This is a genomic window from Methanobrevibacter sp. AbM4, assembly GCF_000404165.1.
Classification (GTDB): Archaea; Methanobacteriota; Methanobacteria; order Methanobacteriales; family Methanobacteriaceae; genus Methanarmilla; species Methanarmilla boviskoreani.
This window is the reverse complement of the sequence record NC_021355.1, coordinates 974,821-992,078: the sequence shown is the minus strand read 5'-3', so window position 1 is coordinate 992,078 and position 17,258 is coordinate 974,821. Positions and strand designations below refer to the sequence as shown.

The window sequence follows — 17,258 nt, the reverse complement described above, 5'->3', positions numbered from 1 at the left end:
AAAATATTTAACTAAAAATTGTATTTAAAACTTTAAAAAAAATTAAGAAAAAAAGATTTAATTAATAATTATAAAATAAAATTTATAAAGAATTACATTGTAGTTTCAAATTCTTCATAAACTTGTTTTAAAAGTTTAGGGATTTTAAGTTTCTGTGGACAGATTTTACTACATTCCCCACATTCCTCACAATCAGAAGCCAAACCATAATCAGGATTTAATCCTATTGTCCTATACATTACCTGCTGTGTTGAAAAATCCTTAAAACCTACTCGTTTAGCATCATTATACAATGTGAAGTACTCGGAAATTGGTATATTATGAGGACATATTCCATCCTCCATACAATATCTACACTCAGTACATTGTATCGCAATAGAGTCATTAATGATTTTTGCTGTTTTTCTAAGTAACTCAACCTCATTTAAATTAAGAGGTTTGAAATCTCTAAATGTTTCAATATTTTCCCTGGTTTGATCATGATTTTTAGCACCAGATAAAACATATGTAACATTGTCTAAACTTCCTGAAAATCTTAATCCCCATTTCGCAGTAGAATCTTCAGGATTGTAATTCTTAAGTAGTTGTTCCGCTTCATCAGGAATGTTTATAATGGTTCCCCCTTTAAGAGGTTCCATTACCAATATTTCCAAACCATATTCAACAGCTATATCATAAAGCTCGTTTACTTTAAATGATTGGCTATCCCAGTCAAGATAATTTATCTGCAAAAGTACAAAGTCAAGTTCTGGATTTTCTTCTAATGTTTTTCTGAGTAATTTAGGTTTATCATGGAAAGATATACCTATTTTTTTAGCTAACCCCTCTTGTTTTTTCTGTTTTATAAAAGAAAAGCAATCTATATTTCTGTATATGGTTTTTGTCCAGTTACTTACATTATGTAACATGTAGTAATCAAAATAATCGATTCCAAGTTTTTCTAAACTTGTATTAAAGTAATATTCCATATCCTCTTCTTTTTGAATATTAAATAAAGGTAATTTGTCTGAGATTAGAAAACTATCTCTTGGGTATTTGTCCACCAAAGTTTTCTTAAGGGCTTCTTCACTTTTTCCTAAATGATATGGAACTGCAGTATCAAAGAAATTAACCCCATTCTCCATACATTCATCTACCATTTTTTGAACTTCACCAATATCTATGCTTGTTTGATCATTTTCATCTAGAAGAGGTAATCTCATAAGTCCTAAGCCATATTCCACCATATTTTCACCCATAATTAAAAATAAATATATATAATATATATTAATTTTATGAATATATATAATCTTCCATTGTTTAAATAAATTTTAAAATTTTAGTCTTCATTAATAATCCTTGCAGGTCTACCTATAACAGTAGTATTTGATGGTATATCATGTGTTACAATACTACCTGCACCTACCATAACGTTATCTCCAATTTTCACACCAGACATTATTATAGAGCCACCGCCTATCCAACAATTATCACCTATACTTACAGGTCTTGAAAAAACGGTGATTGTATAATCCATATCCTCATCAAATCGACCTTCATCGTCAATATAAGAATAATTTCCATCATTCAATTTATCATCCTTAGGAATTACTCTCAATTTGGTGTCAGTTAAATGATCTGCACAATAAATATGTACACCCGGACCTATTAAAGTATATTTTCCAATAGTTAAATCACAAGTATCTAAGAATACACAATTGGAATTAATCAAACTACCTTCACCAATACTTGTATTAAATCCCAAATCACAATAGAAAGGAGTAGCCACAACAGCATTCGGTCCAATAAATTTAAATAATTCGTTTTGAATATTGATTCTTTCAATATTCTCATCGGGTTTAAGATGATTCAATTGAAAATTCAATCGCTTTGATTTTTTCCATTTAGAAACTAAGTCCTTATCCCCTTGCTCGGTCCAATTGCCTTTATCAAGTTTAATATCTTTCCTCAATTTAATCACTAATAATCAGAAATTTTATTTTCCCTTACAACCCTAGCAGGACTTCCAAATGCAATTGTATCTGATGGTATATCATGTGTAACAACACTACCTGCACCTATTACCACATTTTCCCCAATTGTAACACCTGGCAATATAATGGATTGTCCACCGATCCATGATCTGTCACCGATCTTTACAGGTTCTGAAAACTCTGTAAAAGTGTATTCAATATCCTCATTGAACCTACCATTATTATTGATATAGGGATAATCTTTTGTATTTAATGAATCGTCTCTTGGAATTATACGTTCTTCAATATTACTTGGATGGTTTGCACAGTAAATATGTACACCTGGACCTATCAAACAATACTTTCCTATAGTAAGTTCGCAAGTATCCAAAAAGACACAGCCCACATTTATAAAAGTACCTTCCCCAATACTAGTATTAGAACCAAAATCACAGAAAAAAGGAGGGGTGACAGTTACATTATCACCAACAGATTTAAAAAGTTCCTTTTTAAGTCTATTTATTTCATCAGCATCTGCTAAACTATGGTTATTATATTCATATAATAAATCCTTACCCTTAATCCATCTAGATTTCAATTCTTCATCATCTTGTTCCATCCAAGTACCTTTAATTAAATTCACCATATTACCACAGAAACAAATCTTTATTAAATCATGATTGAAAAATTAAAAAAACTATCCATTTTAGATATATGAAATCTTTAATATGCTCACTCATTAAAATACCATCAGCTAAATTATGAAATTTTAATCAATTTCCATATTAAAAAATATTAAAGAATATAAAACCTATTTAAAATTGTTCCAGATATTCGATTTTAGCTTTAAGAATGTTAATCTTATCATTGTAATTTTCTTCTTCCCTATCTCTCATATCCCGGAGATTCTTCATCAGAATGTTAATTTTCTTATCACAGTCTGTGAGATTTTTCTCCTTTTCAATTTCAAGATCCTTAATTTCCTGTTTTAATCTTTCTATTCTTTCATTTACTTTATCTTCTTCATTACATAAACCAAGTTCATCATTTAAAGCACTATCTAAAAGATCTTGTAACTTTAATCCCTTTGATTTTGCAAGATTTTTCTTTTCACGATTAATCTTAACACTTGTAGTATCGTTAAAGTTTTGCATAATTTAACCCTTTAAATATAATATAAATATATATTTATAATATTTATAATTATTATATATATAAATTTTATTGAAAACTATGTTTTAAAATTAGGTCAAAGTTAAAAAAAATATTAGAAATAGCAAAGAATCTATAAAAAAAATTAAAAAAAGTAGAAAGGATTTTAAATTTCATTATTAAACAATCTGCTTACAAGTTTATATCCAGGCTCTTTTTTAAGGGAACCTTTTGCGATATTCTTTTCGGTATATGATTCAACATCATCTGCCTTACCGTTTTTGGTATATATTGCCTGTGGGATGTCATCACGTGTATGGGTTCCAACAGGTATTGGAGTTGGATGATCCGGTAGAACAGCTATTTTATACTCATCATAGTTCTCATCAAGATATTTCCAGATAGGCCCAAGGATATATTTATCAATTGATTCAATAGCCTTAACCTTTTCCTCAACATTTTTAGCATGGCCTGCCTCATCCGGAGCCTCAATATGAACAAAGATAATATCATAATCTGGAATATTATCTATTGCATATTGGCCTTTTGCCTTATAATCAGTATCAAAGTATGCAGTTGCTCCAGGTACATTGATTACATCTAATCCACCATAGTTTGCAATACCTTTAAGTAAATCCACACCGGTTATTACAGCTGCTTTCTTATGATAGAGATCTGTGAAATTGTCAAGAGTAGGAACAGTTCCCTGACTCCATAACCAAACCATGTTTGCAGGTTTTAATCCCTTTTCAACCCTCTTTTTATTAACTTCATGATTCTCAAGGAAGTCTTTAGACTCTAACATAATATTCTTAATGCCCTTCTGGAAATCTGTATCCCAATTGGTATAATCATCGATTTTTTCACCTACAATATCATGAGGTGCAGCTGTTGGAAAATCAGAATTTTCATGAGCTGTCTGTATATCAGGACAAGTATATACAAATACATGCCTATAACTTACACCGGGATAGAAAGTTCCTGGAAAATCAGGATGTTTGTCCTTAAAATATTTGTTTAAATCATTAAGTAATACTGTAGCTTCCTCAGTGGTAATGTGATTAGCATTAAAGTCATCTAATGTACCATCCTTTTCAGTGACAGTGTTGCATCTAAATATTAAATCCTTTTGACTTGTTGGACCGACGTCTATATTTCCTGCCTCTAGTGGACCTCTACCAGTATAATACTTAGCGGGATTAAAACCGAATATGCTCATATTAGCTACATCAGAACCAGGCTGATACTGGTCAAGTACATTATTAGTAAGACCACATTTTCCCTCTTTAGCTATTCTATCCATGTTTGGAATATTGGCATATTCCAATGGAGTTTTACCACCTAATTCATCAATAGGGTAATCACACATACCGTCTCCAATAATTACAACATATTTCATAAAAGTTGTCTCCTTAATATAAAAAAAGTAGATTAAAATAGATTATAAGAATATTTAATTGTTTCTTATTCTTATAACATGAATTAAATCAGTCATCATTGCTGATGCGGTCTCTACAGAACCTGCACCAATACCCATTACAGTAACCTCTCCAGATAAATCTGTTTTAAGTGTAGCCATATTCAATGTTCCATTGATATCATAGGGACTACCTTTCTTAACAAGTCTTGGAGAAACTTCAAGATTATCAGGGGATACCTCGGCAATAAGTTTAATCAAATATCCCTGTTTATCTGCAAGTGAAATAGCTTCAGATGTTATATCTGAAATACCTTTAACCTTAACATCCTCATATTTTGCAGGAATTCCAAGTACAGAGTTTGCAAGAATAACAGTTTTACAAGCAGCATCAATACCCTCTACATCCTGTGTAGGATTAGTTTCAGCAATTCCTAACTCCTGTGATTCTTTTAAGGTATCTTCATATGAAGTACCCTCTGAGGTCATTCTTGAAAGAATATAATTGGTGGTACCATTTAAAATACCTATAATTGATTCAATTTTATTTGCAGGTAAGGTTTCCTGAGCTAGGTTAATAATAGGCATTGTTCCACCTACACTAGCCTCAAACTTAAATATGCAATCATTTTCATTAGCTGCATCTAATAGTTCCTGATAGTTTAAAGCAAGATGTCCCTTATTGGATGTTACCACATCCTTACCATCACCAAATGCTTTTAAAGTTAATGATCTTGCAGGTTCACCATCTTTAATGTTTGTAGGGGTTGCTTCCATAAGTACATCATAGTCACATGCATCCAATACATCTAGACCAGAAATATTACTACCATATTCAGGATAATCACTTAATTTTCCTGTTTCATTTTTAACCTTGATTAATTCATCCTCATTTAATCCGTCTTCACAGATAGCTGAGCTTGATGAATCAGCAACTGATACAATTTTTAAATTGATGTTATAAATATCCTTTATTGTTTCTTTCTTTAATGAGACGACTTTTGCTACTCCCTGACCAACAGCACCAAATCCCATTATACATAATTTCAAATCTTTCATAAAATACCCTCATTATTATACTTCATTAATAACTAAAAGGTCTTTGGATGCAGCAATTTCGTTAATTCTATTTAGTACTTTTTGTTTTAATCCTAAAGCCATTTCAACAGTTATTAATGCAGATGATTTCTCTTCATTATTAAATTCAATGTCTAAAGCTGTTACAGTAACATTTTCCAATTCATTTAATTTGTCTACCGTATCTCTAGCATCTGTATCAATAATGTGTCCTATAAGTATAGTACTATATTTTACTTTTAAAATTGTACTATCTACTTTAAGAATGGTTATTCCTTCAGATTCTAATTTTTCAATAAGCTTTTCAAGATTTTCTCTTTCTCCTTCCACTGTTATCTGAACTGGTATTTTACCATTTTCTTGTTTAAAAGTTCTATCATGAATAACAGTAACAAGATTAGCACCTAAATCTTTAAACGGTTTAAGTGAGGTGACTAATTGTCCAGGAGTATCTGATAGTTCAAGTACTAAATCCATTTTCATACTATCGCCTTTATTGTGTCCATTTTGCTTTTTTAACTACTAAACCGCCTTTTTTATCAATTTTAGCATTCCTTAAGATTTTGCTTGGATCTTTTTTAACAGCCTCATCTTTACGAGTAAGATTTAAGTTGTCTGTAATATAATATGTTTCTTCTAAATCAGGAATACTATCTAAGGTTTTTGAAAATTCATTAAGAATTTTTTCTGCATCTTCTTTAATTTCCATTATTAGTCTCCTTTAATAATTAAATAAAAAAATTATAATTATAAATAAATTATATATTATGTTTTAGTGTTTATATTTTTATATTAATAAACTTATAGATTTTAATACAAAATTAAATAAAAAAAAGATAATAAAATAAAATATTTTAGAATGTAATAAAAAAGTAAAAAAAATAGTTTGATTAGATATTTTCCTTTAGATTATTAAAGTATTTATTAATATTCTGGTTTTTAAATATTTTTTTTCTTAAGATCTTATCAATTCCGGAACCGTACTGTGCTGCTTTTTTATTTCTATAAGCAATAAATTCGGGGATGCCTTTATCAATAGCTAAATCCCTTAATATGTTCTTTCGAACATTGTCATCTCCACCGGATATCTTATATTTAGCAGGTATATCCAATGTCCATTTAACAAGGTTTTCTGACAGATAAGGTACCCTAAGCTCTACAGTATTAGCCATTGCTGCAGCATCATCACGTTCTAAGTTAACACTATGGATTTTAGAAACATCATGTCTTAGTTCATGTTCTACAGCTCTAAAACGTTTATAAATCAAACCGTCATCATCGACATAACCCTCATTATAAGTATTTAAATATCGCTTATAACCTGCAAATAACTCATCGGCACCTTGACCTGATATTGCAACTTTAATTCCATCCTCATGTATCATTCTACATGCAATATACATGGTCATTCCAACGCCAAGCTTCATCATACTCGGCTCTTCAATTGCAAGTAAAGCATCATCTAGACAATCTCTAACAAGTTCTTCATTGACAATTGCTTCTCTAAGAGGCAAATCTAATCTTTCAGCCAACATTCTGGAATATTTTAAATCCTGTGAATCCTCATTACCAACGGAATATAAGCTCAAACTTTGACCTTCCTCCAGATTTTCATAAATATAATATACAAGTAATGTGCTATCTACACCGCCTGAAAAGATTACAGCAATATCATCAATATTTGCGATTCTATCCTTAATAGATTTTGTAATTAGATTATCCAATTCTTTTTTATAAGTTTCATATTTATGATTCTTATGAGATTCATAATTATATAGGAAGTACTTTGGTGGAATTTCCTCAAAATTATATAAAATATATCCCGGTTTTAAACAGTTTATATCTCCAATTCCTATTTTCCACAATGCTTTTCTTTCAGACGCATATCCTTTAAGCTCATTGTGTTGTCCATAATAAATTGGTTTAACCCCTACTTTATCCCTTGCAACCGCAAGATTTTCACCGTCATAAACAGAGTAAACATAATCCCCATCTATAATCATATTTGTACGGGTTACGGCATTTAACAGATTATGATCCTTTTTATAATAATAATCAAGTAGAATAATTAACAGTTCACTATCACTTTTAGGTGGTTCATCGTTGTATAAATTAGACTTTAAAAAATCTAAGACTTCTTTATAATTATAGATTTCACCATTAAAAGACAAGACAAGATTATCCCTTCTTTTAGGTTGTAAATTAAGAGTATTATCCTCCTTATAAAAATTAGTGATTGATAATAAATTATGTCCAAAACCTACATCATATGAACTATTATCGCTAAAAGAATCTAAATCAATGTTATCATTAAAAACAGTATGTTCATCATTTTCTAAATACACTCCATGTGCATCTAAACCTCTTCTTTCAATAGTTTTCATCATTGAAATTAAATCGTTTCCCCTAAAATTTCCAATTAATCCTACAATTCCACACATGCTATCAAATTCAAGAGTTTTTTTATAAAATAATTAATTAAAAAATTGATATATAAGCTATTTCTTTTAATAATTAGGATTTAAAAATTATATTTATTCAAATATCCCATTAAAGAAAAAATAAGTTTTATTCATTTAATTAAACTATGAAAAATCATGTTTAAAATATGTATTTAATTACTCTCCCACTTATATTAATTAACATATTAAAAATATTATGTTAATTATCATATTTAAATTTAAATGATTTTATAAAATATTTTTAAGAAATAACAATAATTTTCAAAAAAAGGCTACATATCTACATAATTGTCTCATTATAAAAGTAAAATAAACTTTAATAAATCAAGTTTAAAGAGTTATAAAAGAAATACTGATTTTTTTATAGATTTTATTGTTATATCTAAATCCATGAATAAAATTAGTTAAAGTTACTCTTAACAAAAATACAAGTAAAATTATCTAATTAATATTTGAAAATTAGAAATGATTTAAATTTATATAATATTATTATAATAAATCATTAATGTATTAATTATATTAAGGTGATAAATTGGATAAAAATAAAAAATATGGTGAACGTACATTAGAAGTTCATGCAGGTCAGGAAGAGGCAGATCCTGCAACTGGTTCAAGGGCATTACCTATTTATCAGACTACTTCATATATGTTTGAAAGTACAGAATATGCTGCTAAATTATTCGCTCTTAAAGAAGAGGGACATATTTATACAAGGTTATCAAATCCTACAAATTCCGCATTTGAGGAACGTGTTAATGCAATTGAAGGAGGAGTAGGTGCATTATCTCAATCTTCAGGTTTATCAGCAATATTTTTATCAATTTTTAATATTGCAAAATGTGGGGATGAGATTGTATCTGCAGATAATCTGTATGGTGGAACATTTATACTCTTTAAAAAAACACTAGCAAAAATGGGTATTAAAGTTAATTTTGTAGATTCCCAGAATCTTGAAGAATATGAGGCTGCGATAAACGATAAAACTAAAGCTATTTACTGTGAATCAATTGGAAATCCTAAATTAGATGTTCCTGATTTTGATAAATTAGCAGAAATTGCACATTCCCATGGCATACCACTAATTGTTGATAACACTTCAGCAATTACAATGGTTAAACCAATTGAACATGGTGCAGACATCGTAGTAGAATCCGCCACTAAATTTATAGGCGGTCATGGTTCAAGTATGGGTGGTGTGATTGTAGATAGTGGTAACTTTGACTGGACAAACGGTAAATTCCCGGAATTTACAGAGCCTGATGAAAGTTATAATGGAATTATTTATAGTGAGGAATTTGGAAACAAAGCATACATTACAAAGGCACGTGTTCAAATGATGAGGGATCTTGGAACATGTATTAGTCCATTTAACTCATTTTTATTTATGCAAAGTCTGGAAACCTTATCCCTAAGGGTCAACCAACATTGTGCAAATGCATTAGAGGTTGCTAAATTCTTAGAAAAACATCCTGCAGTTGCTTGGGTAAACTATCCTGGACTTGAATCCTGCCCAACACATAAAAATGCAAAAAAATACTTAAATGGTAAGTATGGGGGCATTATAGGATTTGGTATCAAGGGTGGTCTTGAAGAAGGTAGAAAATTCATTGAAAATGTGGATTTAGCAAGTCATCTTGCAAACATTGCAGATACTAAAACATTGGTTGTACATCCGGCAACTACCACACATTCAAACCTATCACCTGAGGAACAGCTTGCAAGTGGTGTAACACCTGATTTTATAAGGTTATCCGTAGGCATTGAAAATGTGGAAGATATTATAGCCGACCTTGATCAAGCATTAAATAAGGCAGTAGAATAAATCTACTGTTTTTAATAACTTTTTCCAATAAAACTAATTTAAAATAAGTTTACTATTCTATACTTAATTCATAAGATAACTAAAATAAACCAACTATTTCTTTAATCCATTAAAATAATCTAGAATGTATATTCTGATTGTCTACAATATATTTAAAATAAGCTGATGATTTTGAATTTTATTTATTAAATCTCATTAAAAACTAAATTTATTCAATAAGAGGGATAGTTTAAAAAAAATAGCATTTTTACATAAAGGGTTTAATAATTAATTTAAAATAATTAAAATTTAAATAAACCCATATTAAACAAGAAATAGAAATATGTTATATCCATAACTAGAAATAGTACAGACATTATTATCTGATTAATACCAGCTTTTTTAGCCTCCACATCCCCTTTTCTTGTAAAATTATATATTCCATAAACAAGACCTATTATTGGTATGAAAACTGAGAATATATATCCAAAAGTTATTGAGTTTTCATGTTCGGATTTAGGTATAACTTCCAAATAGTTATAAGTTACATTTTTCTCCTTTTTTTGAAATTCAAATCCACATTTAGGACAGAATCCATAACTTAAATTTGTTATAACATTATGACATTGAGGACATCGAATAGATTTTAATTGTACCCTGTGATAATATGGTACATCCTCCCTAAAAGTATACCCGCATTTAATGCAAGATTTAGCTTCATCTTTATTTTCACTATGACACTGGGGACAGATCTTCACCATTCAAGCCTCCTTTAATTTAGATAAATATTTAATATTCTTATATAAAATTATCTCTTTTATATTATATACATCTATAACACTTTTTTATTATATGAAATAATATTTAAATTATATTATAACAATAGTTATTTATATTATATGATTTATATTAATATATATTAATTAAATAAGATAGAAGATATATAATATTAATAATTAATCAAATTAAAAAAAAGAATTACATTAGGGATGAAAATGGAAAAAAAATCTATTGGTCTTGTAGAAACACAATATTATACAATTCATGATGAATTGAAACTCAAGTCAGGCCAAAGCCTAAAAGATGTTACAATAGCATATGAAACATATGGAGAACTAAATAAAGAAAAAAATAATGCTATTTTAGTTTGCCATGCTTTAAGTGGAGATGCACATGCAGCAGGATGGCATGAAGGTGATAAAAAACCGGGATGGTGGGAAATATTAATAGGACCAGGTAAAGCTTTAGATACCAATAAATATTTCGTAATAGCATCTAATGTTTTAGGAGGATGTTCTGGAACAACAGGTCCCGCATCAATCAACCCTGAAACCGGTAAAGAGTATGGTCTTAATTTTCCATTTATTACAATCTCAGATATGGTTCATGCCGAGAAGAAATTAATTGATTCATTAGGAATTAAACAATTACTCTGTGTAATCGGGGGATCTATGGGAGGAATGCAGGTTCTCCAATGGGCTGTAGATTATCCTGATTTTGTTAAAAAAATAATTGCTATTGCAACTACAGCAAGAACCTCACCTCAGCAAATTGCATTTAATGAGGTTGCAAGACAATCAATAGTAAAGGATCCTAATTGGAATAACGGAAACTATTATGATAGTAAAGCTCCGGAGGCAGGCTTATCAGTAGCACGTATGATTGCACATATCACATATTTATCTGAGGAGTCAATGTACGAGAAATTTGGAAGGGACTTACAGGATAAAAATGAATTAAGTTATAACTTTGATTCAGATCCTGATTTCCAGGTTGAAAGCTATCTCCATCATCAGGGTGCTACCTTTGTTAAAAGATTCGACGCAAATAGTTATTTATATGTAACCAAAGCTATTGATTACTTTGACTTATCTTACAAAGGATCACTAATAGATGGACTTAAAAACATTAAAGCTAAAACCCAATTAATTTCAATAGATTCCGATTGGTTATATCCTACAGAACAAATCAATGATATTTTAACTGCACTTCAAGCAAACAATGTTGAGGTTAACTTTAGTGAGATAAAATCCACGAAAGGTCATGATGCATTCTTTATTGAATCAGGTCAATTGAATTATATTGTAAGCCAATTCTTATCAGAGAATGTTGTAGAGGATCTTATGGAAAAAGATATTGCAACTATTCAAAGTGACGCAAGTCTTAAAGATGCTGCTACAATCATGTTAAAAGATGATTCAACACATATACCTGTTTTAGAAGGAGATAAATTAGTTGGTATAATTACATCTTGGGATTTATCAAAATCTATTGCGATAAACTGCGATAGTCTTAAGCAGGTAATGACAAAGGATGTTTTATATTGTAAATCATCAGATTCTATTGCAGATGTAGCATTTAAAATGAAAGAACATAATATCTCCTGTTTACCAGTAATTAATGATGATTATAAAGTTGAAGGTTTAATTAGTACAGATCACATAAGTCATTTAGTAAGTAATCTTTAAACCTTATTTTCCTAAATATTTCTTTTTTTTATTTCATTTTCTTATTAATTATCCTTGGATTTAAAAATATAAGATATCTAGTTCTTTTAATATTAAAAATTAATGATATTTATTATTATTTAAAAATAAAAATACTATTTCTAGATATATATTTAAAAAAATTGTATAAAAACCTGTTAATTATTTCTATAATAAAGAATGATTCAATCTTCTTAAAATATGAAAAATCAAATTTCATCTATAAATTTTAACAATAGTTATATAAATTTTTTAAAAAAAAGGATATTAATATTTAATTAAAAATATTAATGAAAATTTAATTTAAATTTAATCTTTCAATAGCCTGTTGAGCAGCAAGTTGCTCTGCTTCCTTTTTATTTTTACCTTTACCTTGTCCACAAGGTTTACCATCAACAAGAATTCTTATAATAAATGTTTTATCATGAGGAACTCCATATTCTTTAACTGTTTCATAGTTGACTTCAACCTCTTCAGAGTCACCATACTCCTTAATAATAGATTTATAATCATAAAAGAATATTTTATTCTCATCAATATAATGATAAATATTATTTTCCAGATATTCCCTTGCTTTATCAATTCCTTGATCTATATAGATAGCACCTAAAAAGGATTCAAAGATATCTGCAGAAATAGATAAAACTTCATTCTGAGTTATGTTGTGTTCTTCTACATTGATTTTTATGTGTTTATCTAATCCTAATTGTTTAGAATAATAAATTAATGCAGATTGACAAACATAATTTGCCCTAATTTTGGTTAAATTACCTTCCTCAAGTAAAGGATATTTATTAAAAATATAGTCAGAAACAAGCATATTTAATACAGAATCACCTAAAAACTCCAAACGTTCATAATCATGGTCTAAACCATGAGTAGTAGAATAGGACCCATGTATAAAAGCTACTTTAAATATTTCTATATTATTTGGAACAATATCAAATTTTTCTAACAATTCTTCCATTTAATCACTTATATATTTGTTAGAATTAGATTAATTAAGTTTCCTTAATTAAGAAAGTTAATTAATATAATTCATTTATAAATTAGTTAATAATTATATTTAATATTAACTATTATCCTTTAAAATCCTATTAAGGAAATTCTAAAAAAATATAAAATTTTTAATATATTTATTCATGAAACACTTATAAATTACTTTTCACATGCTCTTGGAAAATTGGGATATTATATATTAACCAACCTATTATTGCGATTGGTAATTCTCATGTTTTTTCAAGATGAGAATTAATAATTTTTGTAAAAATTCATTTACATTAATTATTTTTTTATTAAATAATTAAATCTTTAATTATTTAATATATTTTTAAAAATCAAGGTAAAGGATAAATTATGTTATTAAATTGGTCTAGGGAACTTAGAAATATAGATCCTTCTATAGATTTCAGAGCAACAGGCGGATGGCTTAAAAACGTTACCGGATTAGATAAGACTGTTACTAATGGTTATTCAATTGAAGGTAATTTTGTAAAAGCAGGTGACTACTCTGAAGAAATAGAGAATGGCTTATATTTAGACTGTAATAAAGAAGGTAAAAAATCTAAGCCTAAATCAGATTATAGATTAATTAGAGTTCAGGATGGAACCTTATCCTTAATAGATGTAGTATACGACGGCCGTAAAAATTGGGCAGTTGATTTATGGGATAGCATTGCTGAAGAATTAAATGAGAATTATGTTGAAGATGAGTCTGATTATATTATCTCCATGATTTTAAATAAAACTGGTAAAAATTTACAATTACTTGAAGAGGTTAACAGAAAATTAGAATCAAAAATCAAAGAATTTCAATAAATATTCTCTTGACGAGATTGTAATTTATGATTATCAGAATAATTTATCAGAATAATCTAAAATTAAGTTTAATATAAAATAAAGTTTAATGTATTCCTTATTTAAGTTTTTACACTTGAAATACATGTTTAACATTAAATAAACTATAAACTAAACATTATAACCTATTTTACACTTGAAACATATGTTTAACATTAAACAAAATATACTTCATATGTTATAACTAATTTTACACTTGAAACATATGTATAAAACAAAATAGAACATACACCATACTTTATAACTAATTTTACACTTGAAATACATGTTTAATATTAAATAAAACATATTTTAACAAATAAAACTATTTTTAAATAAAATTAATTTATTAAATTAAAAATATATATCAATATAAAATTTATAGATAAAATAAGAATAATATTATTTTTAAAATAACTAAAGGCTTGTTTTAATTTAATATAAAAACAGATTATATTTTAAAATAGATCCAAATTAAGGATTTTATTAAAACTATAACACTTCTTTTAAGAAATTCCAAAATAAAAAAAATAGATCTTAGAAATAGAAATCTTATTAAAAACAATGAAATAAAAAATAATGAAAAAATAGTAAATATAATAGATATTAATTAATGATAACTATTAAAATTAGTTGTAAAGATAATTAGAATAAAAAAAGACTTTAATTAAATAATTAAAGATTATACTTATTTAAAATAAAATAAGTATTTAAATTAATCTTTGACCAGTTACTGATTTTTTGTTTTGCCAGTTGTAACTTCTCATCTTTTTAGATTTACCAAATCCACAAGAAGAACAGACTTTTTTACGTAAGTGGTAGGTATTTCTTCCACATCTTCTGCATCTTATATGGGTTTTTTTATTCTTTTTACCCATTGTAGGTGTTCCTTTCACTGTTAATTCCTCCTAAATTGTTAAAATAAATTGAATATAATGAAAAAATGTAATATTATATAGCTATCGCTAATATAATATTATTTTACACATCGATAGTAATATATTTCGCTTATGGGGAGATATATACTATATTGTCTCCTCTAATGAGGACAGTACCTAATCTTCTTTCGACTTGCCCATCTTTTAATTCTTCTGCATCATTAAGAACTAAATTCATGTGTAAATCAAAACTAGTTAAGATTCCTCTGAATTCTCTGTCTCCTTTAAGTTTGATCAAAACAGGAGAGTTTGTTGCTTTTCCTAATGCGTCAAGTGGTCTTTGAACATTTTGTTGTCCGCTCACGATAATCACCTATATTACTATAATTAATTTATGATTCATACTTAAAGAAAATTATAATTTCAAAATCAACTTATAATTTCCCTAAATTTAAAAATCAATGTTTTTCAATTACTAAAAGTATAGTTTAAAAATGATTTATTAGAAAACTATGGAAAAAATTTTTAGTAAAAATAACAATTTAATTTATGTATAAAGTAGTATATAAATGTTTTATGTTTTTTAGTAAAAATAAGTAAAAATTATATTATATTATTACAATTATACATAAAAAACTTTTTCTATATTAAGAAATATATTAGAAAAAATTTTTATTTAAAAAATTAATCATTTAAATACATATTTAATAAAGAAAAATAATTATATAACTTTTAAAATTTATATATAAATTTATAAGATATTTAGTAGGTGCTAAATTTGAATGTTAAAAAAAGATATTATTTGAAGAAAAAAAGAATCAAAGAAATTAAACAAGAATTAGGAGAATATGGTTCTTTAATAAATAATAAATCTAGTGTTGAAGTTTTAGAAACCGATGAATATAATTATATCTTAGTTAATAGTGAACCATACATAATTATGATTGATGATAAACCTTATCCAACATTAAAAGCAATTTTAGCTAATGAAGATCTTGAAAATAAAACAGTTGTAGTGGATATGGGTGCTGTAAGATTTGTAACTAATGGTGCAGATATTATGAGTCCAGGTATTGTTGAGGCTGATGATGATATAGTTCCTGGAGATGTTGTTGTAATTGTTGACGTCAATAACCATAAACCACTTGCAATCGGTGAAAGTTTAATAAGTGGACCGGAAATGGTTGAATCTTCAAAAGGAAAGGCAATTAAATCATTGCATTTTGTTGGTGATGATATTTGGAATTTAGAGATCTAAATTTCAAATTATCTAAATTTAAATTAAGATATAAAACAAGTAAAAGTATGTAATAAAAGGTTAAATTATGGTGGAATTAAGATATAATGCAGGTAATGTACATGATAAGAACATACATAAAATTGGTATTATTGCCTTAGGCTCACATCTTGAAAATCATGGACCTGCACTACCAATAGATACAGATGCAAAGATAGCATCATATGTCGCATTCAATTCGTCACTTCTAAGTGGAGCTAAATTTTTAGGCGTTATATATCCTTCTTATGAATTAGATGAGATAGATCATGGTGAACATAATACTCTTGAAGAACTTACAGTTAATATAAGGGATATATTAAATGAGGCTAAAAAATATCTTCACATTGAAAAGGTTATTATTGTAAATGGCCATGGAGGAAACACTCCAGTTATAGAAAATTTAGAATATATTGAAAATCAAACAGGATTGGATATTATATTTAACAATAAACTTATTGAAACTGAAGGACCTCATGGTGGAAGCGGTGAACTTTCAATGGGTAAAATATTAAATATCACTGATGAAAATCAAGTTAAAAATCAGGGAAATTTAGAGCTTTACAGTGAAATTGGATTATATGCATTTAAAGAGGCTCGTCAAAATGATCCTGGCATTGATGCAGGAGCAAAAGATGTGGAGGAAAATGGAGTTTATCTTGATGAGGATTATGGAAAGGAACTTTTATCCCTTGCAATCAATTCTGTTTTATTGGACACTGAAAAACTCTTAGATTACTAAGATTTTTCATTTTTTTAATAAATTAAATACTATTTTCTTAAAATTCCATTTACCAATATATCAAAAAAGATATAAATTAAATATGCTATTTTTATATAACTAATTAAAATCCCTATTACTCCTTAGATTAAAAAAAATATAATAAAAATGCTATTTTAATAATTTAGATTTAGATTAAA

18 protein-coding genes are annotated in these 17,258 nt (G+C 27.7%); 5 read left to right on the top strand and 13 right to left on the bottom strand.

Annotated features, from left to right (window positions below):
- Positions 1 to 92: 92 nt before the first annotated feature.
- The 9 genes from ABM4_RS04050 to ABM4_RS04010 all read right to left on the bottom strand — a co-directional run bounded on the left by ABM4_RS04050 (position 93) and on the right by ABM4_RS04010 (position 8,039).
- Positions 93 to 1,226 (bottom strand): aldo/keto reductase, encoded by a 1,134-nt coding sequence (locus ABM4_RS04050; RefSeq protein ID WP_048200830.1) that lies wholly within the window; start codon positions 1,224 to 1,226, stop codon positions 93 to 95.
- A gap of 92 nt (positions 1,227 to 1,318) precedes the next feature.
- Positions 1,319 to 1,960 (bottom strand): sugar O-acetyltransferase, encoded by a 642-nt coding sequence (locus ABM4_RS04045; RefSeq protein WP_016358406.1) that lies wholly within the window; start codon positions 1,958 to 1,960, stop codon positions 1,319 to 1,321.
- Complete coding sequence (locus tag ABM4_RS04040; protein WP_016358405.1) at positions 1,960 to 2,598, bottom strand: sugar O-acetyltransferase; 639 nt, start codon at positions 2,596 to 2,598, stop codon at positions 1,960 to 1,962. Before ABM4_RS04040 ends, ABM4_RS04045 begins: the two co-directional genes overlap by 1 nt.
- A gap of 169 nt (positions 2,599 to 2,767) precedes the next feature.
- The gene (locus ABM4_RS04035) at positions 2,768 to 3,106 is read right to left on the bottom strand and encodes a hypothetical protein (RefSeq protein ID WP_016358404.1); all 339 of its coding nucleotides are present in this window, start codon (positions 3,104 to 3,106) and stop codon (positions 2,768 to 2,770) included.
- Between the two features lie 164 nt (positions 3,107 to 3,270).
- On the bottom strand, positions 3,271 to 4,503 hold the full coding sequence (locus ABM4_RS04030; protein ID WP_016358403.1) for a cofactor-independent phosphoglycerate mutase: 1,233 nt from the start codon (positions 4,501 to 4,503) through the stop codon (positions 3,271 to 3,273).
- Positions 4,504 to 4,557: 54 nt separating this feature from the next.
- On the bottom strand, positions 4,558 to 5,580 hold the full coding sequence (locus tag ABM4_RS04025; protein WP_016358402.1) for a homoserine dehydrogenase: 1,023 nt from the start codon (positions 5,578 to 5,580) through the stop codon (positions 4,558 to 4,560).
- 15 nt (positions 5,581 to 5,595) lie between these two features.
- A complete protein-coding gene (locus ABM4_RS04020; protein WP_016358401.1) occupies positions 5,596 to 6,081 on the bottom strand; it encodes an allosteric regulator of homoserine dehydrogenase in 486 nt (161 codons plus the stop codon).
- Positions 6,082 to 6,091: 10 nt separating this feature from the next.
- The gene (gatC, locus tag ABM4_RS04015) at positions 6,092 to 6,307 is read right to left on the bottom strand and encodes an Asp-tRNA(Asn) amidotransferase subunit GatC (RefSeq protein WP_016358400.1); all 216 of its coding nucleotides are present in this window, start codon (positions 6,305 to 6,307) and stop codon (positions 6,092 to 6,094) included.
- Positions 6,308 to 6,488: 181 nt separating this feature from the next.
- Entirely contained in the window at positions 6,489 to 8,039 is a 1,551-nt protein-coding gene (locus ABM4_RS04010; protein ID WP_016358399.1) for an asparagine synthetase B, read from the bottom strand.
- A gap of 553 nt (positions 8,040 to 8,592) precedes the next feature.
- Here ABM4_RS04010 and ABM4_RS04005 point away from each other — a divergent pair.
- Entirely contained in the window at positions 8,593 to 9,882 is a 1,290-nt protein-coding gene (locus tag ABM4_RS04005; protein WP_016358398.1) for an O-acetylhomoserine aminocarboxypropyltransferase/cysteine synthase family protein, read from the top strand.
- Positions 9,883 to 10,163: 281 nt separating this feature from the next.
- On the opposite strand, the gene ABM4_RS04000 is transcribed toward ABM4_RS04005, so the two are convergent.
- Entirely contained in the window at positions 10,164 to 10,622 is a 459-nt protein-coding gene (locus tag ABM4_RS04000; RefSeq protein ID WP_016358397.1) for a zinc ribbon domain-containing protein, read from the bottom strand.
- Between the two features lie 234 nt (positions 10,623 to 10,856).
- Between ABM4_RS04000 and ABM4_RS03995 the strand changes: the two genes are divergently transcribed.
- Complete coding sequence (locus ABM4_RS03995; protein WP_016358396.1) at positions 10,857 to 12,329, top strand: homoserine O-acetyltransferase; 1,473 nt, start codon at positions 10,857 to 10,859, stop codon at positions 12,327 to 12,329.
- Positions 12,330 to 12,645: 316 nt separating this feature from the next.
- Here ABM4_RS03995 and rnc read toward each other — a convergent pair whose 3' ends face one another.
- Positions 12,646 to 13,314, bottom strand: coding sequence for a ribonuclease III (gene rnc, locus ABM4_RS03990; protein ID WP_016358395.1), 669 nt, complete (start codon positions 13,312 to 13,314; stop codon positions 12,646 to 12,648).
- 389 nt (positions 13,315 to 13,703) lie between these two features.
- On the opposite strand from rnc, the gene ABM4_RS03985 reads away from it, so the two are divergent.
- The gene (locus ABM4_RS03985) at positions 13,704 to 14,165 is read left to right on the top strand and encodes a hypothetical protein (protein ID WP_016358394.1); all 462 of its coding nucleotides are present in this window, start codon (positions 13,704 to 13,706) and stop codon (positions 14,163 to 14,165) included.
- 728 nt (positions 14,166 to 14,893) lie between these two features.
- On the opposite strand, the gene ABM4_RS03980 is transcribed toward ABM4_RS03985, so the two are convergent.
- Together ABM4_RS03980 and ABM4_RS03975 are read right to left on the bottom strand one after the other, a co-directional pair.
- Positions 14,894 to 15,079: a 50S ribosomal protein L37e gene (locus ABM4_RS03980; RefSeq protein ID WP_016358393.1), complete on the bottom strand. Its 186-nt coding sequence runs from the start codon at positions 15,077 to 15,079 to the stop codon at positions 14,894 to 14,896.
- A gap of 112 nt (positions 15,080 to 15,191) precedes the next feature.
- Positions 15,192 to 15,425, bottom strand: coding sequence for an LSm family protein (locus ABM4_RS03975; RefSeq protein ID WP_016358392.1), 234 nt, complete (start codon positions 15,423 to 15,425; stop codon positions 15,192 to 15,194).
- Positions 15,426 to 15,839: 414 nt separating this feature from the next.
- Between ABM4_RS03975 and ABM4_RS03970 the strand changes: the two genes are divergently transcribed.
- Positions 15,840 to 16,319, top strand: a complete 480-nt coding sequence (locus ABM4_RS03970) for a DUF1947 domain-containing protein (protein WP_016358391.1) — start codon at positions 15,840 to 15,842, stop codon at positions 16,317 to 16,319.
- 67 nt (positions 16,320 to 16,386) lie between these two features.
- Positions 16,387 to 17,079, top strand: coding sequence for a 2-amino-5-formylamino-6-ribosylaminopyrimidin-4(3H)-one 5'-monophosphate deformylase (arfB, locus tag ABM4_RS03965; RefSeq protein WP_016358390.1), 693 nt, complete (start codon positions 16,387 to 16,389; stop codon positions 17,077 to 17,079).
- Positions 17,080 to 17,258: the final 179 nt, after the last annotated feature.